The sequence below is a fragment of the Streptomyces noursei genome, assembly GCF_001646665.1.
GTDB lineage: Bacteria > Actinomycetota > Actinomycetes > Streptomycetales > Streptomycetaceae > Streptomyces > Streptomyces lavendulocolor.
In genome coordinates this window covers 1-19,421 of the sequence record NZ_LWBU01000383.1, presented here as the reverse complement: position 1 = coordinate 19,421, position 19,421 = coordinate 1, and the positions used below count along the sequence as shown (strand labels likewise).

18 protein-coding genes and 1 pseudogene are annotated in these 19,421 nt (G+C 73.8%); 11 read left to right on the top strand and 8 right to left on the bottom strand.

Annotation, left to right across the window (positions count from 1 at the left end; translation table 11 throughout):
* Positions 1 to 13 precede the first annotated feature (13 nt).
* The gene (locus tag A4V12_RS30380; RefSeq protein WP_064072684.1) at positions 14 to 847 is read left to right on the top strand and encodes a TIGR02452 family protein; all 834 of its coding nucleotides are present in this window, start codon (positions 14 to 16) and stop codon (positions 845 to 847) included.
* On the opposite strand, the gene A4V12_RS30375 is transcribed toward A4V12_RS30380, so the two are convergent.
* Positions 834 to 1,568, bottom strand: coding sequence for an alpha/beta fold hydrolase (locus A4V12_RS30375; protein WP_064072683.1), 735 nt, complete (start codon positions 1,566 to 1,568; stop codon positions 834 to 836). The genes A4V12_RS30380 and A4V12_RS30375 overlap by 14 nt on opposite strands.
* A gap of 233 nt (positions 1,569 to 1,801) precedes the next feature.
* Here A4V12_RS30375 and A4V12_RS30370 point away from each other — a divergent pair, with 233 nt between their 5' ends.
* The 3 genes from A4V12_RS30370 to A4V12_RS30360 all read left to right on the top strand — a co-directional run bounded on the left by A4V12_RS30370 (position 1,802) and on the right by A4V12_RS30360 (position 4,481).
* Positions 1,802 to 2,851, top strand: a complete 1,050-nt coding sequence (locus A4V12_RS30370; RefSeq protein ID WP_064072682.1) for a LacI family DNA-binding transcriptional regulator — start codon at positions 1,802 to 1,804, stop codon at positions 2,849 to 2,851.
* A 37-nt stretch (positions 2,852 to 2,888) separates the two neighbouring features.
* Complete coding sequence (locus A4V12_RS30365; protein WP_064072681.1) at positions 2,889 to 3,143, top strand: hypothetical protein; 255 nt, start codon at positions 2,889 to 2,891, stop codon at positions 3,141 to 3,143.
* Positions 3,144 to 3,290: 147 nt separating this feature from the next.
* Positions 3,291 to 4,481, top strand: a complete 1,191-nt coding sequence (locus tag A4V12_RS30360) for a thiolase family protein (RefSeq protein ID WP_064072680.1) — start codon at positions 3,291 to 3,293, stop codon at positions 4,479 to 4,481.
* Between the two features lie 58 nt (positions 4,482 to 4,539).
* Here A4V12_RS30360 and trxA read toward each other — a convergent pair whose 3' ends face one another.
* Positions 4,540 to 4,908 carry a thioredoxin gene (gene trxA, locus A4V12_RS30355; RefSeq protein ID WP_064072679.1) on the bottom strand — a complete coding sequence of 123 codons (369 nt, stop codon included), beginning with the start codon at positions 4,906 to 4,908 and terminating at the stop codon, positions 4,540 to 4,542.
* 114 nt (positions 4,909 to 5,022) lie between these two features.
* On the opposite strand from trxA, the gene A4V12_RS30350 reads away from it, so the two are divergent.
* Positions 5,023 to 6,453, top strand: coding sequence for a dihydrolipoyl dehydrogenase family protein (locus A4V12_RS30350; protein ID WP_064072678.1), 1,431 nt, complete (start codon positions 5,023 to 5,025; stop codon positions 6,451 to 6,453).
* A 102-nt stretch (positions 6,454 to 6,555) separates the two neighbouring features.
* Here A4V12_RS30350 and A4V12_RS30345 read toward each other — a convergent pair whose 3' ends face one another.
* From A4V12_RS30345 to A4V12_RS30335, 3 genes are all read right to left on the bottom strand, one after another.
* Positions 6,556 to 8,073, bottom strand: a complete 1,518-nt coding sequence (locus tag A4V12_RS30345; protein ID WP_064072677.1) for a chloride channel protein — start codon at positions 8,071 to 8,073, stop codon at positions 6,556 to 6,558.
* A gap of 16 nt (positions 8,074 to 8,089) precedes the next feature.
* Positions 8,090 to 8,557 (bottom strand): hypothetical protein, encoded by a 468-nt coding sequence (locus tag A4V12_RS30340; RefSeq protein WP_064072676.1) that lies wholly within the window; start codon positions 8,555 to 8,557, stop codon positions 8,090 to 8,092.
* A gap of 81 nt (positions 8,558 to 8,638) precedes the next feature.
* Positions 8,639 to 10,252, bottom strand: a complete 1,614-nt coding sequence (locus tag A4V12_RS30335) for an alkaline phosphatase D family protein (RefSeq protein WP_234372384.1) — start codon at positions 10,250 to 10,252, stop codon at positions 8,639 to 8,641.
* A gap of 134 nt (positions 10,253 to 10,386) precedes the next feature.
* Here A4V12_RS30335 and A4V12_RS30330 point away from each other — a divergent pair, with 134 nt between their 5' ends.
* Together A4V12_RS30330 and A4V12_RS30325 are read left to right on the top strand one after the other, a co-directional pair.
* On the top strand, positions 10,387 to 11,352 hold the full coding sequence (locus tag A4V12_RS30330; protein WP_064072674.1) for a pirin family protein: 966 nt from the start codon (positions 10,387 to 10,389) through the stop codon (positions 11,350 to 11,352).
* Between the two features lie 309 nt (positions 11,353 to 11,661).
* On the top strand, positions 11,662 to 13,383 hold the full coding sequence (locus A4V12_RS30325; RefSeq protein WP_064072673.1) for a SpoIIE family protein phosphatase: 1,722 nt from the start codon (positions 11,662 to 11,664) through the stop codon (positions 13,381 to 13,383).
* Positions 13,384 to 13,453: 70 nt separating this feature from the next.
* Here A4V12_RS30325 and A4V12_RS30320 read toward each other — a convergent pair whose 3' ends face one another.
* Positions 13,454 to 13,771 (bottom strand): hypothetical protein, encoded by a 318-nt coding sequence (locus A4V12_RS30320; RefSeq protein ID WP_064072672.1) that lies wholly within the window; start codon positions 13,769 to 13,771, stop codon positions 13,454 to 13,456.
* 212 nt (positions 13,772 to 13,983) lie between these two features.
* On the opposite strand from A4V12_RS30320, the gene A4V12_RS30315 reads away from it, so the two are divergent.
* Entirely contained in the window at positions 13,984 to 14,967 is a 984-nt protein-coding gene (locus A4V12_RS30315; protein WP_064072671.1) for a BtrH N-terminal domain-containing protein, read from the top strand.
* A 38-nt stretch (positions 14,968 to 15,005) separates the two neighbouring features.
* Here A4V12_RS30315 and A4V12_RS30310 read toward each other — a convergent pair whose 3' ends face one another.
* Both A4V12_RS30310 and A4V12_RS30305 read right to left on the bottom strand, forming a co-directional pair.
* Positions 15,006 to 15,980, bottom strand: a complete 975-nt coding sequence (locus A4V12_RS30310; protein WP_064072670.1) for a DMT family transporter — start codon at positions 15,978 to 15,980, stop codon at positions 15,006 to 15,008.
* Between the two features lie 75 nt (positions 15,981 to 16,055).
* Entirely contained in the window at positions 16,056 to 16,790 is a 735-nt protein-coding gene (locus tag A4V12_RS30305; protein WP_064072669.1) for an ArsR/SmtB family transcription factor, read from the bottom strand.
* 133 nt (positions 16,791 to 16,923) lie between these two features.
* Here A4V12_RS30305 and A4V12_RS30300 point away from each other — a divergent pair, with 133 nt between their 5' ends.
* The 3 genes and pseudogenes from A4V12_RS30300 to A4V12_RS39250 form a co-directional block, all read left to right on the top strand.
* On the top strand, positions 16,924 to 17,757 hold the full coding sequence (locus A4V12_RS30300) for an NAD(P)H-binding protein (protein WP_064072668.1): 834 nt from the start codon (positions 16,924 to 16,926) through the stop codon (positions 17,755 to 17,757).
* Between the two features lie 244 nt (positions 17,758 to 18,001).
* A complete protein-coding gene (locus A4V12_RS30295) occupies positions 18,002 to 18,625 on the top strand; it encodes a histidine phosphatase family protein (RefSeq protein WP_064072667.1) in 624 nt (207 codons plus the stop codon).
* Positions 18,626 to 19,238: 613 nt separating this feature from the next.
* Positions 19,239 to 19,421: pseudogene (locus tag A4V12_RS39250) on the top strand (hypothetical protein); the annotation flags it as partial.

Sequence of the window (19,421 nt, the reverse complement as noted above, 5' to 3'; positions counted from 1 at the left end):
GACCATGCCGGGTATGAGTGCACGTCTGCGAGAGATCGCCAAGCGGACCGAGGAGATCGTCGCGGTGGGCCGGTACGACGCCCCCGGCGGCCGTCCGGTCGTCATCGCCCCCCAGGTCGCCTCGGCTCTCGCCGGGACCGCGATGTACGGTCCCGAGCCCGTCCCGGTGACCCCGGACACCGACCGGGACACCCGCTTCGAGGTCACCGGGGAGAGCAGCCTGGAAGCCGCGCGGCGGCTCACCGGCGCCGGGCCGGCCCCTGTCGCCGTCCTGAACTTCGCCTCCGCCCGCAACCCGGGCGGCGGCTACCTCAACGGGGCCCAGGCCCAGGAGGAGGCCCTGTGCCGCGCCTCCGCGCTGTACGCCACCCTGCTGCGCGCACCGGAGTTCTACGCCCACCACCGGGCCGAGCGCAGCCCCTTCTACACCGACCGGGTCATCCACTCCCCGGGCGTGCCGGTCTTCCGCGACGACCGGGGCCGGCTGCTCGACCCGCCGTTCACGGTGGGATTCCTCACCTCTCCCGCGCCCAACGCGGGCGTGATCGCCGCCCGCGCGCCCGAGGACGCCGGCCGGGTGCCGGCCGCGCTCGCCTCGCGGGCGGAGCGGGTGCTGGAGACCGCCGCCGCGTGCGGCTACCGGCGGCTGGTCCTCGGCGCCTGGGGGTGCGGTGTCTTCCGCAACGACCCCCGGCAGGTGGCGGCCGTGTTCCGTGCGCTGCTGACCGGGGAGGGCAGGTTCGCCCGTCACTTCGACGAGGTCGTCATGGCGGTGCTGGACCGGACGCCCGGGGCGACGACGCTGGGCGCCTTCCGCGACACGTTCGCGGCCGTCACGGCGGGGTGACCGCCACCCCGCCCCCGGCCCGCCCGGCCCAGCCGTCGAGCGCGGCCATGAAGGCGTCGAAGTCGTCCCGGTGGACGGTGTGCCCGGCCCCGCGCACGACCCGGACCTCGAACCCCCGCTCCCTGAGCAGCGCGGCCCGCTCCGCCGGCACCAGCCGGCTGGGATCGGCCGGCGTCACCAGGGACGGCACGACCGGCGCGAGGGGCGTCAGGTCCGTACCGGCGACGGCTTCCAGACCGTACGCGGTCGCCTCGTCCCACACCGCGAGGCTCTCCAGCTCTATGTCGACGTCCGCCTCCTCCCAGCGGGGGTTCATCGCCCGGATCCGCTCCCGGGACGCCGTCTTCAGGCTCGCGAACAGCTCGCCCCGGTACCCGCCCTCGCCCGCGGGCAGGTACCACGCCGGGTCCGCGTAGACGGCCCGCCGGGGCGCGAGGCGCTCGACGGCGAGAGCCAGCGCCAGCGCGCCGAGCGAGTGCCCGATGGCCAGGTCGGCCCCCTTCGGAAGAGTCTCGACCAGGTCGTCGGCGTGGTCCTGCGCCGTGTACGTCCGCGCCCGCCCGCTGGCGCCGTGCCCCCGCAGGTCGACGGCCACGACGCGGTGGCCCCGTTCCGCCAGGGCCGGCCCGACACGCCGCCAGGTGCGGTGGTCGGCCATGATGCCGTGAACCAGCACGGCCACCCGGTCACCCCCGTCCCACGTGGTCGTATGCAGTCGCACGTCGACACCTTCCTCTTCCGGGGCGTGAAAGCGGGCGAAGCGACCGTCCAGGACCCGCCGGGCAGCGTTCACACCGGTGCCGGCAGGTGGCACCGGGGCCGGCAGGCGGCCGGGAACCCACGGTGACACGTGTCGGCGGCGCGAGGGAAGGCCGTTCAGCGCCCCTTCGCGCCTCTCTTTCGCGCCATACGCCGGACCGGAACGGGGGGCGTTCTGGAAGGATGCCGAGAGCGATGAGCCAGACACCTCCCCGGCCGCCCGCCGGACCTCCGGCCCCACGTCCGGTCCCGACCAGCGCCGACGTCGCGCGGCTGGCCGGTGTCTCCCGGGCCACCGTCTCGTACGTGCTCAACAACGCCTCCGCCGTACGGATCAGCGACCCCACCCGCCACAGGGTGCGCCAGGCGGCCGAGGAACTGGGGTACGTGCCGCACGCCGCCGCCCGCAGCCTGCGCGCCGGCCGCACCAGGATCGTCCTGCTGCCCACCGTCCCGGTTCCCGTCGGCCCGCTCCTCGGCCACTTCCTGAACGAACTGCAGTGGGCACTGCGCCGCCTCGACTACACCGTCGTGCAGTACGCGAGCATGGGCCTGGACGGCGACGAGGCGGCCCGCGCCTGGGCGGAACTGCGCCCGGTCGCGGTCGTGGCGTTCGGCGCGGCGCAGCTCACCCCGCACGGCGTCGACGTCCTGAAGAGGTCCGGCGCCCGGGCCGTCATCACCCTCGGGCCGCAGCCCGTCGAGGGGGCCCACTGCCTGCCCGTCGACCAGCGCCGGGTGGGCCGCTGCGCCGGTGCCCACCTGCTGGACCGCGGCTACCGGAGGATCGGCGTGGTGCTGCCGGAGGAGGCCGGTCTCGAACCGCTCTCCGGGCCCCGCCTGGACGGGGTGCGGCAGGCAGTGGGCGGCACCGGGTCCGGCGCCGGGGCCGATGTCGTACCGCTGCCGCTCGCCTACACCGAGGAGGCGGCCGGGGCCCTCGCGGCCCGCTGGCCGGATCTGGGCCTGGACGCGGTGTTCGCCCACAACGACGAGTACGCCATGCTGCTGATGCGCGCCCTGCTCGACGCGGGGGTGTCCGTACCGGGTGACACGGCCGTCATGGGCGCGGACGACCTGCTGCTCGGCAGGCTGCTGCGGCCCCGGCTGAGCACGGTGCGGATCGACATGGAGACCGGCCGGCACCTCGCCGAGCTGGTCGACCACCTGGTCGTGGAGCCGGACCACGCGCCGGAGCCCCGCGAGCTGATGGCCGCCCGCGCGATCCACCGCGCCTCCACCTGACGTGCGGCCCGGGCGGAACGTCTCTAGCGTCGCCTGCATGAGCACACATCCGCAGCGCTTCGAGATCCTGCTGGTTCCCGAGCACGTGGAAGGGGGCGACCCGGCACGCCTGGCGGACAGCGCCATCCGCTCGGCCGTCGTCGAAGCCACCGGCCGGACCGGCGCCTCGGGCTTCCCCCGCTACGCCGGTGAGGGGATGGAGGCCGACATCGACCCGGAGACCCGCACCGTGGAGGCCCTGCTGGTGGACGGCGCGGAGCTGGACTACGGGCTCTCGGCACGGATCCGCTGACCTTCCCGGTCCGGGCCGGGAACCGGCCCGTGGCCCGTGGCCGGCGGCCGTTGACAGCCGGGCGGGCCCGGACGGAGACTCGGGCGAGGCCGGGGATGAAGATTGTTTCACCTGGCGAACAGCCGAGGTCACAGGGGAGAGCACCCGATGAGCATCCGCGACGTGTACATCGTCGACGCCGTCCGCACGCCGATCGGCAAGTTCGGCGGCGCGCTCTCCTCCGTCCGCCCGGACGACCTCGCCGCCCACGTCGTCAGGGCGCTCATGGACCGTACGCCCGCGCTCGACCCCGCCCGCCTCGACGACGTCTACTTCGGCGACGCCAACGGGGCCGGTGAGGACAACCGCGACGTGGCCCGCATGGCCGTCCTCCTCGCCGGGCTGCCCGTCTCCGTCCCGGGAGTCACCGTCAACCGCCTGTGCGGATCCGGCCTGGAGGCCGTCATCCAGGCGGCGCGGGCCATCGCGCTGGGCGACGCGTCGATCGTCCTGGCCGGCGGGGTCGAGTCCATGTCGCGGGCGCCCTGGGTGCTGCAGAAGCCCGAGCGGGCGTTCCCGGCCGGCCACCAGCAGCTCCACTCGACCACCCTCGGCTGGCGCATGACCAACCCGAGGATGCCCGCCGAGTGGACCGTGCCGCTGGGCGAGGGGGCGGAGCTGATCGCCGACAAGCACGCGATCACCCGCGAGCAGCAGGACGCCTTCGCGCTGGCGAGCCATCAGAAGGCCGCCGCCGCCTGGGCGGAGGGGCTGTACGACGGTGAGGTCGTCCCCTGCGCGGGAGTGGACCTGAGCCGCGACGAGTGCGTCCGCGACAACACGTCCATGGCGGCCCTGGCCAAGCTGAAGCCGTCGTTCCGCACGGACGGCACCGGCACCGTGACGGCCGGCAACGCCTCACCGCTCAACGACGGCGCCGCCGCACTGCTGCTGGTCGACGAGGAGGGGCTCAAGGCCTGCGGCCGTGAGCCCCTCGCCCGGATCCGGGCGTCGGCCGTCACCGGTATCGAGCCCCAGCTGTTCGGTCTCGGACCGGTGGAGGCCGTCCAGCGGGCCCTCGCCAAGGCGGGCCGCACCTTCGCCGACCTCACCACCTTCGAGCTGAACGAGGCGTTCGCCGCGCAGTCGCTGGGCTGCCTCGCCGAGTGGCCCGAGCTCGACCCCGCCGTGGTCAACCCGTGGGGCGGCGCCATCGCCATCGGCCACCCGCTGGGCGCCTCGGGCGCCCGCCTCGCCGGTTCCGTCGCCCACCAGCTGGCGGCGGCGGGTTCCGGGACCGGGCTCGCGGCGCTCTGCATCGGCGTCGGACAGGGCCTCGCGCTGGTCCTGGAGCGCTGAGCGCGCCGCGCACCGGCCCGCGCGGGGGGACAGGGGACGGCCGCCGGGGCGGCGGCCGTCAGGCCTGGGTCTTCCCCTTCTCGATGGACGCGCGCACCTCGTCCATGTCCAGCTTCCTGGCCTGCCCGATGAGGTCCTCCAGCGCCGCCTCCGGCAGCGCGCCGGGCTGGGCGAACACCGCCACCTTCTCCCGCACGATCATCAGGGTGGGGATCGACCGGATCTCGAACGCCGCGGCCAGTTCCGGCTGCGCCTCCGTGTCGACCTTGGCGAACACCAGGTCGGCGTGGCGCTCGGACGCGCCCTCGAACACCGGGGCGAACTGGCGGCACGGCCCGCACCAGGCAGCCCAGAAGTCGATCAGGATGAAGTCGTTGTCCGTCACCACCTGATCGAAGTTTTCCTTGGTGAGCTCTACGGTGCTCATGCTGCCTACCTCTTCCCGGTGTGTGGGGGGACCGCCCCGGACAACCACGCCCGGTGCCGCGCTATTCCGACTGCCCATGTGGCCAGGGCGCACACGTACCACCAGACTGACCCCATGACCGAAACGGTGGAGTACGACGTCGTGGTGGTGGGCGCGGGGCCCGTGGGCGAGAACGTGGCCGACCGGGCCGCCGCGGCCGGGCTGAGCGTCGCGGTGGTGGAGAGCGAACTCGTCGGCGGCGAATGCTCCTACTGGGCCTGCATGCCCAGCAAGGCGCTGCTGCGCCCGGTGCTCGCCCGGGCGGACGCCCGCAAGGTCCCCGGCCTGCGCGGGGCCGTCCAGGGGCCGCTGGACGCCCCGGCGGTGCTCGCCCACCGGGACGCCACGGTGTCGCAGTGGAAGGACGACGGCCAGGCCGGCTGGCTGGACTCGATCGGCGCCCGCCTCCACCGGGGCCGCGGCCGGCTGGACGGCGAGCGGAGGGTCGCGGTCGAGGGCCCCGACGGCGAACGGCGCGTCCTGACCGCACGGCACGCCGTCGCCCTGTGCACCGGCAGCCGCGCCGTCCTGCCCGACCTGCCGGGGCTCGCCGGCGCCCGGCCGTGGACCAGCCGCGAGGCGACCGGCGCCGAGCGGGTGCCGGGCCGGCTCGTCGTGGTGGGCGGGGGAGTGGTCGGCACCGAGATGGCCACCGCCTGGCAGGCGCTCGGCTCCCGCGTCACCGTGCTCGTACGCGGCGGGGGCCTCCTGCCGCGCATGGAGCCGTTCGTCGGCGAGCACGTGGCGGACGCCCTCACCGACGCGGGCGCGGACGTCCGCACCGGGGTCTCCGTCACCGCCGTCGAACGGCCGGACCCCGCCGGACCGGTCACCGTCGTCCTGGACGACGGCGGGCGCGTCGAGGCCGACGAGGTCCTCTTCGCCACCGGCCGCGCGCCGCGCACGGACGACCTCGGCCTGGAGACCGTGGGCCTGGAGCCGGGCTCCTGGCTCTCCGTCGACGACACCTGCCGGGTCGAGGGGAGCGAGTGGCTGTACGCGGTCGGCGACGTCAACCACCGGGCCCTCCTCACCCACCAGGGCAAGTACCAGGCCCGGATCGCCGGCGCCGCCATCGGCGTGCGGGCCGACGGCGGAGCGCCCCTGGACACCGGCGCCTGGGGCGCGCACGCCGCGACCGCCGACCACGCCGCCGTACCGCAGGTCGTCTTCAGCGACCCCGAGGCGGCGTCCGTCGGCCTCACCCTCGCCGAGGCGGAGGCGGCCGGACACCGCGTGCGCGCGGTCGACCAGGACCTCGGCGCCGTGGCGGGCGCCGGCCTCTACGCGGACGGCTACCGGGGCCGTGCCCGGATGGTCGTCGACCTGGAACGGGAGATCCTGCTCGGCGTCACCCTCGTCGGCCCCGCGGTGGGGGAGCTGCTCCACGCGGCCACCATCGCCGTCACCGCCGAGGTGCCGATCGCCCGCCTGTGGCACGCGGTCCCCGCGTACCCCACCATCAGCGAGGTGTGGCTCCGCCTCCTGGAGGGCTACCGGGGCTGACCGCACGTCATCACCCGCCACGGCGCCCGCGGCCCGGGCACACACGACGCTCACGCACCGGCGCACCGTCGCACCGGGCGGGCGCCGTGTCGCACCGGCACCTCACCGCCCGTCCGCGGCCGGCCCGCCGGTGCCTGCGCCGCCCGCACCCGCACCCGCTCCCGAGCCCGGCCCGCCCGCACCCGCGCCGCCCGTGTCGCCGCCGCCCCCGTCCGGGCCGCCTTTCCGGCCCCTGCCGGCGCCGCCTGTGCCGTCCCCGCCCCCGCTGCCCATGCCACTCCCGCCCCCGTCCGCGCCGTCCGCGCCGCCGCTCCCGCCCCGGCCCGCGCCTTCGAGGAGCCGCGCGGCGAGGTAGCCGACCACGGAGCACACCACGATCAGCGGCGTCTGTTCGCCGCCGTCCCGGCCGAGCAGCAGCACCGCCAGCACGGCGCTCGCCAGCGGCAGCCGGGTGACCGCCGCCGTGGCCGCCGCCACCCCGGCCGCGAGCGCCGGCCCCGTACCGAGCCCCGGCAGCCCCGAGCAGGCCACCCCGAGCGCCGCGCCGATCATCACGGCGGGGAAGATCGGCCCGCCGCGCATGCTGCCCAGACACACGCCCCACGCCAGGGTCTTGCACAGCGCGAGCACCAAGAGGGTGCCCACGGACCAGGCGTGCGGATCCGCCGCCAGGGCGCCGATCGTGTCCTGGCCCGAGAGCGCCGCCTCCTCCGGCGAGCGCCCCGTGACCAGCGCGTACGCGGTGAGGCACCCGCCCACCGCGACGGCGCACACCACCGTGCGCACCGCGGTGTGCCGCGCCGTCCAGGCCGCCGTGCGCCGCCCGAGCCGGTGCCCCGCCGAGAGGACGACCGTGACCACCACCGCCAGAGGGAGGCCCCACAGGAAGTCGCCCGCGTCCGGGCCGGTGGGCGCCGGCACCTCGGGCAGCGAGAGGCCCCCGGTCCCCAGACCCGTCCACTGCCCCAACCCGGTGAAGACCAGAGCCCCCGCCGCGCTCGCCAGCAGGCACGGCAGCAGCAGTGCCACGAGCCGGGGCCCGGCGAGAGCCGCCGCTTCGACGACGAGGACCGCCGCCACGAGCGGACCGCCCAGGATGGTCGAGATCGCGGCGGTCGAGCCGGCCGTGCCCAGCACCATCGCCGTCCTCGGGTCCGCCCTCCGCCGCGCCGGGCGCAGCGCCAGCAGCGCGAGCCCGCTGCCGAGCGCCATCAGCGGGGCCTCGGGGCCCAGGACCACGCCGAGCGGCAGCGTCGCCAGCGTCGCGAACACCACCCCCGGGACCGCCGCCGGCCCGCTGGGCGTCCTGGCGAGCCCCTGGACCGCGAGGTGCCCGCCGCGCCCCGGGGCACGGGTGACCACGGGGACCAGCAGCAGACCGGCCAGCGCCAGCGCGGGAAGGGGCCACCACCAGGGGGCTTCGGCGTACCCGGCCGCCTCCGGCAGGTCCTGCCACACGGCGCCCTGGAGCTCGTGCTGGAGGCCCACGAAGAAGAAGCAGGCCAGCGCGACAGGGGCGCCCACGAGGACGGAGAGCAGCAGGAGACGGGCGTAGGCCCGCCCGAGCACCGGATCGGACGGTGGCGGCGCGGCGGCCGGGTCCGCGGTCGGCGTGGTCACGGCCCTCCTCGGGGGGTCAGCACTTCACGGACGCCTGCGAGGCGGCGATGGCCCTGTCCAGCGCCTCCAGCTGCGGTCTGATGTGCCGGCCGGCCTGGGCGCCCGTCGCCCCGCCGGGCACTCCGTCGATCGCCCTCGCCACCTGCTGGTAGGCGTCCGACACCGCCCGCGTCCGCGCCCTGCGCACGCCGCGGGCGCTGTGCGTCACCAGGTCCAGGTCGTGGGCGACGTCCTCGCGCAGGTCGCGCAGCTCGTCGCGGCCCCGGGAGCGGGGGCCGAGGCCGGCCATCCGGCCCGCGTCCATCCGCAGGGCGCCGAGGTCCTCGCACAGCGCGTCCGTCGCGGCCCTCGCCCGTTCCCGGGCCGAGGGCGCGTCGGCCGTGCACCCGGCGAGCGAGAGCGGGACCATCGCCACGACGAGGACCAGAGCCGCGCGGGGCGGGCGGTGCCGCCGGAGCCGTGTCGGAGAGGTGAGGTCGCCCATGGCCCCATGCAAAGCCGGGCGGGGCCGGAGTGCCCGTGGGTGGCGCCGAACGGGTGAACCGGCGGTCGGTCGCCGGCCCGGTCAGGCGGTGTGGAGGCCCGGCGTGCCCGTGCCGGTGGAGAAGGTGGCGGCCGTGCTCAGGGTGCCTCCGGGGCGGGTGACGGTGGAGACGGTCTTGAAGGCGATGTCCGCGTTCGTCTGGCCGAGCCGGACGACGGTGTAGCCCCGGCGCCCGTCGTAGTGCTTCAGATGGGGGTTGGCCTGGGTGAGGCTGATCCAGTTGCCGGGCTTCTGCGCCCCGTCGCGGCCGCTGGTGAGGGACGTGGTGGAGATCTCGGTGCCGACGGTCCGGGAGGCCGGGTCGGCGAAGTCCGCCTTCAGGTCGAAGCCGTAGCCGACGTGCGCGTCGCCCGAGAGGATCATCAGGTTGTCCAGGCCCGCGGCCGTGGCGCCGTCCAGGAGGCGCTTGCGGGCGGCGGGATAGCCGTCCCAGGCGTCCATCGAGAGCTTGTAGTCCGCCGAGGGGGTGCTCTTGCGCTGGGCGAAGGTGACCTGCTGCGGCACGACGTTCCACACCGCCTCCGACGTCTTCCAGCCGTCGAGCAGCCAGCGTTCCTGCGCGGCGCCGGTCATGGTGCGCGAGGGGTCCTCGGACTCGGCGCTGGGGGCCTGCCAGCCGTCGCCGTTGGCCTGGTTGGACCGGTACTGGCGGGTGTCGAGGACGTCGAACTGCGCCAGGCGCCCGAACCGCAGCCGCCGGTACAGCCGCATGTCGGCCCCCACCGGCTGCTGCGGCGGACGCAGCGGCAGGTTCTCCCAGTACGCGCGGTACGCGGCGGCGCGGCGCAGCAGGAACTCCTCGGGCGGTACGCCGTTCTCGGACACCGCTCCCGCGTAGTTGTTCTCCGTCTCGTGGTCGTCCCAGGTCACGACGAACGGGTGGGCGGCGTGCGCGGCCCGGAGATCGGGGTCGTTCTTGTAGAGCGCGTACCGCAGCCGGTAGTCCTGCAGCGTGACGGTCTCGTTGTTGAAGTGCGCGGGCAGGCTGCGGTCGGTGTAGCCCCGGTGGCCGCCGGCGGAGTCGACGCCGTACTCGTAGATGTAGTCGCCCAGGTGCACCACCATGTCCACGTCCTCGGACGCGAGGTGCCGGTACGCCGTGTAGTAGCCGTCGAAGTAGGCGGCGCAGGCCACCGCGGCGAAGGTCAGGGACGGCACCCAGAAGGCGTCCGGCGAGGGGGCGGTACGGGCCCGGCCCACCGGGCTGATCCAGGTGCCGGCGCGGAACCGGTAGTAGTAGGACCGGTCCGGGTCGAGACCGGGGACCTCGACGTGGACGCTGTGCGCGTACTCCGGGTGGGCGGTGGCCGTCCCGCTCTTGATCACGGCGTAGAACCGCTCGTCGAACGCCACCTCCCACTGCACCTCGACCCGTTGCGCCGGCAGACCGCCGTCCGGCTCGTACGGGCTGGGCGCCAGGCGGGTCCACAGCAGGACGGAGTCCGGCAGGGGGTCGCCGGAGGCGACGCCCAGGGTGAACGGGTCCGCCGCGATCCGCCGCCCCTCCAGGACGGCCGGGCTCGCCGCACCGGCGGCCGGGAGGTGCGTGGTGAACGCCAGGGCGGCCGCGGCACCGGCCACCGTGAGGAAGTGACGGCGCCCCATACGCCGGGCGGCGGCACGGAGCTCGGGCATGTGAGTTTCCATATGGCACGTCATATGCCCGCTTTGCTCCGCTTGTTGCCCCGGCATACGGGTGGTATGACCCGTGAGTGGCCGAGCCTGACAATCCCTCACGCGCGGCGTCCGGGCACGGCTAGGTTGGACGCATGAGCAACCTTGATCGCCAGGCCGTGCCCGCCGTGTGCGGCGGCCGGGGATTCGTCGTCGCGGAGCCGGTGCGCGAGCTGCTGAGCCCCCGCCGCGTACAGCTCGGTGAATCCACCGAGGTGCGCCGCCTGCTGCCCAACCTCGGCCGCCGGATGGTCGGCGCCTGGGCCTTCGTCGACCACTACGGGCCCGACGACATCGCCGACGAACCCGGCATGCAGGTGCCGCCCCACCCGCACATGGGCCTGCAGACCGTCAGCTGGCTCCACGAGGGCGAGGTGCTGCACCGCGACAGCACGGGCAGCCTGCAGACGGTGCGCCCGCGCGAACTGGGCCTGATGACCTCGGGGCGGGCCATCTCCCACTCGGAGGAGAGCCCCCGCCCGCACGCCCGCCTCCTGCACGGCGCCCAGCTGTGGGTGGCGCTGCCCGACGCCCACCGCCACGTCGAGCCGCACTTCCAGCACCACGCCGACCTCCCGCACGTGACGGCCCCCGGCCTGACGGCCACCGTGATCCTCGGCGAACTCGACGGCGCGCTCTCGCCCGGCACCACCTACAGCCCCCTGGTCGGCGCCGACCTCGCGCTGACCCGCGGCGCGGAAACGAATCTGCCGCTCGACCCGGACTTCGAGTACGCGGTCCTCTCCATGTCCGGCGAGGCCCACGTCGACGGCGTCCCGGTCCTGCCCGGCTCGATGCTCTACCTCGGCTGCGGCCGCACCTCCCTCCCCCTGCGCGCCGACTCCGACGCGGGCCTGATGCTCCTGGGCGGTGAGCCGTTCGAGGAGGAGATCGTCATGTGGTGGAACTTCGTGGGCCGCTCCCACGAGGAGATCGAGCGCGCCCGCGCCGACTGGCAGACCGGCACCCGCTTCGGCGAGGTCCACGGCTACGACGGCGGCCGGCTGCCCGCGCCCGCACTCCCGCCGGTGGCGCTGAAGCCGCGGGGGAGGGTGCGCTGAGCCGCACTAACGGCCCCCTCGGCGGAAGGGCGCGGCTCCGCCGCCATCGCCGGCTCCTGGCGCCGGTGCCTGCGGCGCGGTGGTGCCGGCCCCGATCGTCCCGCCCCTGGTGAAACCGCCCACGGCCTCGTTCAAGGCTCTGCCGCCCGGACGCGGCAACGCGCACAGCGGCTCGGGGCGGCGATGTCCCGAGCAGCGGCGGCGCACCACCTCGGCACATGTCTACGATGTGGAGATCGGCGACGACTCCCTGGCCGGAAGTCGGGCAACCGGGTGTACGGGCCCGTTCTGGATGTGGAGGTGCGAGGGATGCGCAGACCGACCGGTGCCGCCGGTCCTCATGAGCGTCTGGGGACCTTGCAGCGCCTTCTGGGACGAGCCCTGGACCGGCTGGGAGCCGGGGCGTACGCGGTGGACGCCGACTGGAACGTCGTCGCTGTGAACGCCCAGGCGGAGATGCTCCTGGACCGCACCGCGGAGGAGCTGCTGGGGCGTGACGCGCATGATCTCCTGCACCGGCGGGCCAACGGGACGAGCATGTCGCGCAGCCGCTGCTCGATCATCAAGGCCTTCATCGCCGGCCAGGTGCGCCAGGAGGAGCGGGGCTTCTTCGCGCGAGGTGACGGTTCCCTGCTCACGGCGTCCTGGCTGGTGGCCCCCCTGCGCTTCACGCCCCAGGAGACCGGGGCTCTGGTGGTGTTCCACGAGTACGACCCGGGCGGGGCCGCCCTGCCGGTGTCGACCCTCAACGCGGGACTGCTCCCGGAGCTGGAGCGGCTGGCGCTGCTGGCCGAGACCACGACGCAGCTGACCGCCACCCTGGACGTGAACGAGGCGCTGGACCGACTCGTGCGGCTGGTCGTCCCGATGCTGGCGGACTGGGTCGTGATCGACCTCATCACCGAGAGCGGCGTGATCCAGCGGACGGTGGTCGCCCACGACGACGAGGGGCGGATCAGCCGCAGACCGGACCTCCAGGGGTCCCTGCTCTCCGTACCCGAGACCTCGCCGCTGCCGCTGTCCCGGGCCCTGCGCGGCGCCGGATCCACTCTGGCGACACCGCAGACGTATCAGGGGCCGCCGGACTCCCACGTCGCCGTGGAGCAGCGCCGACTCTTCGAGACCAGCGGCATGCACTCCGCGGTCATCGCCCCCATCCGCGGCCTGCGTGACGTCCTGGGCGCACTCACTCTCGGCCGGTCCGAGCAGCCGGAACCCTTCACCACCGCCGAGATCCCCCTGCTGGAGGACATCACCCGCCGGGCCGGCCTGGCACTGGACAACGCACGCCTCTACCAGCGCCAGCGCAAGGTCGCCGAGACGATGCAGCGCCACCTGCTGCCGCACCTGCCCGGCGTCCCCGGCCTGAGCATGAGCGCCCGCTACCTGCCCGCACCGCATGCCTCCCAGGTCGGCGGCGACTGGTACGACGTCTTCCCCCTTCACGACGACGCCCTCGCCCTGGTCATCGGTGACGTCGCGGGCCACGACCTGGACGCCGCGGCGGGCATGGCCCAGCTCCGCAACATCCTGCGCGCCTACGCGTGGTCCCAGCACGAGCCGCCCAGCGTCATCGTGGACCGGTTCGACCAGGCCCTGCCCCACATCACCGACGTCGGCATGGCCACCATGATCCTGGGCCGGCTCCAGGCCCGCCGCGACGGGCAGTGGGACCTGCAGTGGACCAACGCGGGACACCCGCCGCCCCTGCTGGTCACCCACGACGGTCAGGCCCGCTGTCTCAGCGGCGGACAGGGCATCCTGCTCGGTGCTCAGTCCGGCCTCCGCCGTACCGACGCCGTCACCACCCTGCCGCCGCTGTCGACACTGGTGCTCTACACCGATGGACTGGTCGAATCCCCGCGGCACACCATCGACGACGGCCTCGACCGCCTGCGCCGGCGCGCCGCGGACCTCGCCGGCCACCCGCTGGAAACCTTCATCGACGCCCTGATGGACGCCCGCCCGCCGGACAACGACGACGACGTGGCCGTACTGGCCATCCGCGTGCCTCCCGCGGGAGACGACTGACCACGGACGTCCGCGGAAGCGGTGTGGCGGCGCCGGTACGAGGCCGCCCGGCGAGAAGGTCCGCGGGCGGCTAGCGATCGGTCCGGGGAGAGGGAAGGACGATCAGGTCGGACGTCTCGCTGGTCGCCACGACGGTGTGCCCGTGCATGGTCAGGACAGCCCTCACCGCGGTGAACACGGCCGACCGTGTGTTTCTCCCGGAACCGGCGGGGAGCCCGGGCAGCTCGGCGGACCCGCCCAACGGCGTCCAGTAGACCCTGGCTCCGGCCGGAACGCGGACCACTCGCATGCCGGGCGTCTCGTCATCCGTTCCGTCGGCCAGACCGAAACCCGCCTCCAACAGCTCCCGCCGCACCCGGCCCACCAGTTCGGTGTGATTGCTGTCCACGACGCCCACCTGTTCACATGGCACTTCCGAATGGGCCGCCCGCCAGCGTATCCCCTGCCCCTGGTCCGACCGGCAGGGGCACGGTGGAGGCAGGATGGAGCCGGGGCGGCGGGCCGCACTCCGGCAACCGGACGCCCGCAGGGCGGCGTTCATGACGCGCGGGACGGCACCGTGGAGCCGTACGCAGGGGTGGCACAGGGAGAGTGAGCGGCATGACCATCGTGGAACACATCGATGCCCGCGGTACGCAACACTGCGAGACGACGACGCTGGGCGTGCTGCTGCGGCACCAGGGGATGGACTTCTCCGAACCCATGCTGTTCGGCCTGGGCTCCGGGTTGTCCTTCATCTACTGGGACAGCAAGACCCTGCCCTTTCCCTTTCTGGGGGGCCGGGTCAAACCCTTCGAGCTCACCAAGAACCTGGCCGGCGTACTGGGGCTGGACCTGCTCGTCGCGGAGACCACCTCCCCTCGCAGGGCCTGGCAGAACGTGGCGGCCCCCCTCGACGCCGGCCGGCCCGTCGGCCTCCAACTCGACAGCTACCACCTGGATTACTTCAGCACCAAGGTGCACTTCGGCGGGCACATGGTCGCCATGTACGGCTACGACGACGAGCGCGCCTACCTGGTGGACACCGCCCCGCAGGGCGGAGCGGTCACGACCGGCCTCGCCGGCCTCGCCAGGGCCAGAGCCGAGCGGGGCCCCATGACGGCCAGGCACCGCTCCTTCACCGTCACCGTGCCCGCCGCCCCCGCAGCACCGAAGGACCGGATCGTTCCCGCGATCAGGACCTGTGCCCACTCCTTCCTGAACCCGCCCATCGCGAACCTGGGCCACCGCGGCATCGAGAAGGCCGCCCAGCAGGTCCCGCGATGGCTGCGGCGCAGCGGGAACCCGGGCGAGGACCTCCCGAGGGCCGCCGCCCTGATGGAGAAGGCCGGTACCGGCGGCGCCCTGTTCCGCAACCTCTACCGGGACTTCCTCGACGAGTGCACCCAGCTGATCGACCACAGCCATCTGCGCACCGGCCACCGCCTGTACACCGAGGCCGCCGCCCTCTGGACGCGGGTGGCCGCGCTCATCGCAGCAGCGGGCGAGTCCGGCGACCCGGAGAACCTCGTGGAAGCCGGCTCCGCACTCCGCGAACTTTCCCGCGTCGAGACCGCCGCGATGCAGGCCCTCGGCAAGCTCTGAGCGGCCGCCGTGCACTGTCACCGTGCTGCCACGGGACCTCAGGGAGACGTGCGCTGTCGCGTCGGGGAGTCCACGGGCCGGGGTTCGGGCGCGTCCGGTCGCCCTGCGGCGTCCCTCTCGGCCCGGGGGCGGTAGCGGGAGATGGCCACCCCGATCAGGCACAGCAGGCCGCCCAGCAGGGTCAGCCAGGCAGGGACCTCGTCCAGGACGAACCAGCTCAGCAGGACGACGATGGCCGGCACGGCGTAGGTGGTCGCGCCGAGCTTCCCGGCGGGCGTCCGTGCCAGGGCGTAGGTCCAGGTGGTGAAGGCGAGGGCGGTGGGGACGACCCCCAGATAGATCATGTTCAGGGTGGCGGAGAGCGGGGCCCGGGGTATCTCGGCGGCCAGTTGGCCGGTGAAGGGCAGGCACGCCACGGCCCCTGTGAGGCAGCTGAACGTGGTGACCTGCAGCGGTGTTCCGTAGGAGAGCGCGGGCTTCTGCGCGACGACCCCGGTCGCGTAGGCCACGGCCGCGAGCAGGCACAGTGCCACGCCGAGCACCGACGTCGATCCGCCGCTCCCTGACGACATCGACAGGCCGACCACCACGGCGCCCGCGAAGGAGATCGCCGTGCCCATGAGCAGCCGTGGCGGCAGGGCCTCGCCCAGCAGGCGCGCGGCGAGGAGCGCCATCAGGATCGGCCCGGTGTTCACGAGCAAGGACGCGGTGCCCGCGTCGACCAGGCGTTCGCCCCAGTTCAGCGCGACCATGTAGCCGCCGAACCAGACGACTCCGGACAGCAGGACGCCTCGCCGGGCGCCGCGCGGAGGCAGGCCCTCGCGGCGGAGGAGGAGGAGCACCACGAGGACCAGTGAGGCGGCGAGCAGCCGGCCGAGGGCGAGTGCCCCCGGGGAGTAGGCGGCTGCGGCGCTGCGGATGGACACGAAGGCGGAGGCCCAGGCGAACACGGTGAAGCAGACGGCGCCGCCGGTGAGGAGGCCGGGGGGAAGGGCACGCGGGGGTGTCTTCATGCATCCGACCCTACACGCGGATACTTCGGCCGTCACCGAAATATTGACCCGTTTCCGGAGGGGCTGGACGGTCCGTCAGTTCCACTCCTGCGGGGTGAGACCCAGGAGTTCGCCGAGGGCCTTCTCTCCTGCCCGCGTCACCAGCAGGCCCCGTCCACCGCTCTCCGGCCGTACCACCCAGCCTTCGTCCAGGGCCCGCGCGCACAGCCTCGCTCCCGCCAGGCCGCCCAGGTGGCGCCGGCGTTCGGTCCAGTCCAGGCAGGAACTCGCCAGGGGTCTGCGCCCGGCACCCGTCACGTCGATCCCCGCGCCCTCGCACCAGTCGAGCCCCGCCGGGGTCAGCGCGAAGACGCCCTCCGTACGCAGCAGGCCCCGCTGTTCCATCGCGTCCGTCACCGCCATGCCGAGCCGCCCGGCGAAGTGGTCGTAGCACGTGCGGGCCCGCACCAGCGGGTCGGGGGCGGCGACCACCGGAACGGCGTGGGCCGCGTCGCGGCCGGGAACGGCGTGTGAGGCCAGTTCGTCCACGAGCCGGGCGGTGGCGGCGTCGGCGATGCGTACGTAACTGTGCCGCCCCTGCCGCTCCGTCACGCAGATGTGCGCGTCGAGGAGCCGGGTCAGGTGCCCGCTGACGGTGGAGGGGGCGACGCCGGTGGCGCGGGCCAGCTCGCCCGCCGTCCAGGCGCGTCCCTCCAGCAGGGTCATGCAGATGGCGGCACGGGTCTCGTCCGCCAGGGCGGCGGCGAAGGAGGCGAGCCTGGCGGCGGGGGTCGACGTGTCCGCAGGTCTGGACGAGGGTCCGGGATTCATGACTCCAGGATGCCCCATCACTTCGGCGACCGACGAAGGGTACGTGGCGGACCGCGATGGGCCCTTGACCCGAAGCGTGATGGAGGTTCTAGCGTGTCGCCCACTCGATCATCCGACGACGGGAAACACACTCATGATCCTGGTGACCGGAGCAACGGGAAACATAGGCAGTGCCCTGCTGGAGGATCTGCACGCACGCGGTGTCGGGCCGCTGAGAGGGCTCACCCGTGACGCCGCCCGGGCCTCCTTCCCCCGGGGAGTCGAGACCGTGGAGGGCGACTTCGCGGAGCCGGCGTCGCTGAAGCCCGCGCTGAAGGGGGTGCGCTCGCTGTTCCTCGTGCCGCGGCTGGGCTCGGACGCCGACATCCTGGAAGCCGCCCGGCAGGCGGGAGTGGAGCACGTCGTCCTGGTGTCGTCCATCACCGTCCAGACCCACCCGCACCTGGGACCCGCCCAGGAAAACCTGGCGGTGGAGCAACTGCTCCAGGAAACGGGCATGGCCTGGACGATCCTGCGGCCGACGCAGTTCGCGTCGAACGCCCTGATGTGGGCCCCGTCCATCCGTGACCGCGAGACCGTCCGCGCGCCGTACGCCGGGACCGCGCTGCCCACCATCCATCCCGCGGACATCGCATCGGTGGCACGGGTGGCACTGACCGAGCCCGGCCACCACGGACGCACCTACCCCTTGACCGGGCCGGAGCCGGTGACCGCCCGACAGCAGGTCGAGGCCATCGCGGCGGTGCTGGGCCGGGAGGTTCCCTTCGCGGAGATCAGCCGCCGGCAGGCCCACGCGCAGATGGTCGCGGTCTTCGGGCCCGAGGCCGCGGACGCGGTGCTCGACGTCACCGGTGGAGACGTGAACCCCGAGCTGCTGATGGTGCGCGACACCGTTTCTCGGGTCACCGGAGCACCGGCTCGTCCGTTCCGGCAGTGGGCCTCGGAGAACGCCGACGCTTTCCGTTGAATCGCCAGGGCCAGGCACGTTTCTCCGTACCCGGGTGCGCGCTTCCCGGAGTACGCCGACGGTCCGGCCGTAGGCGGGCGAGGGAAACCGACGGTGAGCGTGAGGATCGGGACTCGCCCTCCCGGCCCCCGTGACGTGCTGCTCCGACCACGGCCTGCTCGACCGAGCGTTCGTGGAACCCCGCCCAGGCCGGTGCGCGTCCCTCCACGAGTCCCCAAGATCACCCTCGTGGAAGGACGCGCCCATGACCGGCATGGCTGCCCGCTACCTCTACCTCACGCGCCACGCCGAGGCGTCCTCGGACGAGAGCGAACTGACGGATGCCGGCCGCCGGCAGGCCGCCTTGCTGGGGGAGCGGCTGCGCGGGGTTCCGCTGGCGGCGATCCACCACGGCCCCCTCGCCCGTGCCGAACAGACCGCCCGGCTGATCGCCGAACGGCTCGACGGCGTCTTCTGCCGTCCCTGCGAAGCGGCCGGCGACTACCTGCCCTACCTGCCGGCCCGTGAGGAACTGCCGACGCAGGCGGCCGACGCCTGGCTCGCGTTCCTCGACCGGTTCACGGGCGAGGAACGCGAGCAGGGCCCCGGGCTCGCGGCGGCGGCGCTCGCGGAGTTCACCGGACCCGTTGCCGGGGACGAACCGCGCCACGAGCTCGTCGTCACGCACAACTTCCTCGCCGGCTGGCTCGTTCGAGCCGCCCTCGACGCGCCGAGGTGGCGATGGCTGGGCATCAACCACGCCAACGCGGCGATGACCGTCATCCGCTACACGCCCGACCGCCCCCCGGCGGTGCTCCTGTTCAACGACACCGGCCATCTTCCCGCCGAACTCCGCTGGACCGGCTTCCCGGCGGAACTGCACGTCTGAGGAAGGCCGGCACTGGTTCCGTCGAAAGGGGCCGTCCGGCCTTCCGCCCACGACCGCCGCGAGTCCGGCGACCACAGCAGGAAGACGCCCGTCCGCCCGCGACGGCCGTGAAAGCCCAGACTGCCGGGCGATCGGCCACGACGGTATCCCCCGCTTCCGTCGACGGGTGGCGGCGAGAGACGGAGCGGCCGGGATGATAAGGCATCAACACGAGTGGCCTTGTTGATGTGTACCGGCCCACATTTTTTCCTCACATGTCCCGCACGAAAGCGGTACGACGCCATCCGGTCGGACGGTGGAGCGGGCCGAGCCGTGTCCCGCTTGGGGCGGAGCCGTTCCGTGTGTCCCGCGCGGGGGCGTACTCGCTGGTGGCACACCAAGTGGAACGTTGTGTTCCGAGTTACCCGTGAGTTCTGTTCCGGTCAGTACAAGTCGCCTTTCAGTCAAAGATTGGCGCCAAGTGGCACGTTAAGCAGTCATACCGGCGGGTGATCGGACAGGAGCTGTCAATTCCACTTTGACTCCCCTCGGGCGATCTCCAAGACTGCGCCCCGACCACCTGGCACGCGTTCGGGAACCGCGTGCGGGACCTAGCAGGGGGACCAGAACCAGCATGAAGATCAGCAACGTGAACTCCGCTCGTGTGCGGAGGGCTGTCACCCGGGGGTTTGTGACCGCGACGGCGCTCGCTTCCGTCACGGCGGTTGCCGCGCCGCACGCGGCCGTGGCGGCTCCGCCGGCCGCACCGGCCGCGGCGGCCGGGATCGGTACCACGGACACGCAGCGTGTCGACGCC

Bases quoted from the DNA above. Each gene is read 5' to 3' on its own strand.
- A4V12_RS30360 (WP_064072680.1), top strand. From the start codon at position 3,291: ATGAGCATCCGCGACGTGTACATCGTCGACGCCGTCCGCACGCCGATC.
- A4V12_RS30335 (WP_234372384.1), bottom strand. From the start codon at position 10,252: ATGCCCGAGCTCCGTGCCGCCGCCCGGCGTATGGGGCGCCGTCACTTC.
- A4V12_RS30370 (WP_064072682.1), top strand. From the start codon at position 1,802: ATGAGCCAGACACCTCCCCGGCCGCCCGCCGGACCTCCGGCCCCACGT.
- A4V12_RS30295 (WP_064072667.1), top strand. From the start codon at position 18,002: ATGACCGGCATGGCTGCCCGCTACCTCTACCTCACGCGCCACGCCGAG.
- A4V12_RS30350 (WP_064072678.1), top strand. From the start codon at position 5,023: ATGACCGAAACGGTGGAGTACGACGTCGTGGTGGTGGGCGCGGGGCCC.
- A4V12_RS30365 (WP_064072681.1), top strand. From the start codon at position 2,889: ATGAGCACACATCCGCAGCGCTTCGAGATCCTGCTGGTTCCCGAGCAC.
- A4V12_RS30315 (WP_064072671.1), top strand. From the start codon at position 13,984: ATGACCATCGTGGAACACATCGATGCCCGCGGTACGCAACACTGCGAG.
- A4V12_RS30325 (WP_064072673.1), top strand. From the start codon at position 11,662: ATGCGCAGACCGACCGGTGCCGCCGGTCCTCATGAGCGTCTGGGGACC.
- A4V12_RS30380 (WP_064072684.1), top strand. From the start codon at position 14: ATGAGTGCACGTCTGCGAGAGATCGCCAAGCGGACCGAGGAGATCGTC.
- A4V12_RS30300 (WP_064072668.1), top strand. From the start codon at position 16,924: ATGATCCTGGTGACCGGAGCAACGGGAAACATAGGCAGTGCCCTGCTG.
- A4V12_RS30330 (WP_064072674.1), top strand. From the start codon at position 10,387: ATGAGCAACCTTGATCGCCAGGCCGTGCCCGCCGTGTGCGGCGGCCGG.
- A4V12_RS30310 (WP_064072670.1), bottom strand. From the start codon at position 15,980: ATGAAGACACCCCCGCGTGCCCTTCCCCCCGGCCTCCTCACCGGCGGC.
- A4V12_RS30340 (WP_064072676.1), bottom strand. From the start codon at position 8,557: ATGGGCGACCTCACCTCTCCGACACGGCTCCGGCGGCACCGCCCGCCC.
- A4V12_RS30305 (WP_064072669.1), bottom strand. From the start codon at position 16,790: ATGAATCCCGGACCCTCGTCCAGACCTGCGGACACGTCGACCCCCGCC.
- trxA (WP_064072679.1), bottom strand. From the start codon at position 4,908: ATGAGCACCGTAGAGCTCACCAAGGAAAACTTCGATCAGGTGGTGACG.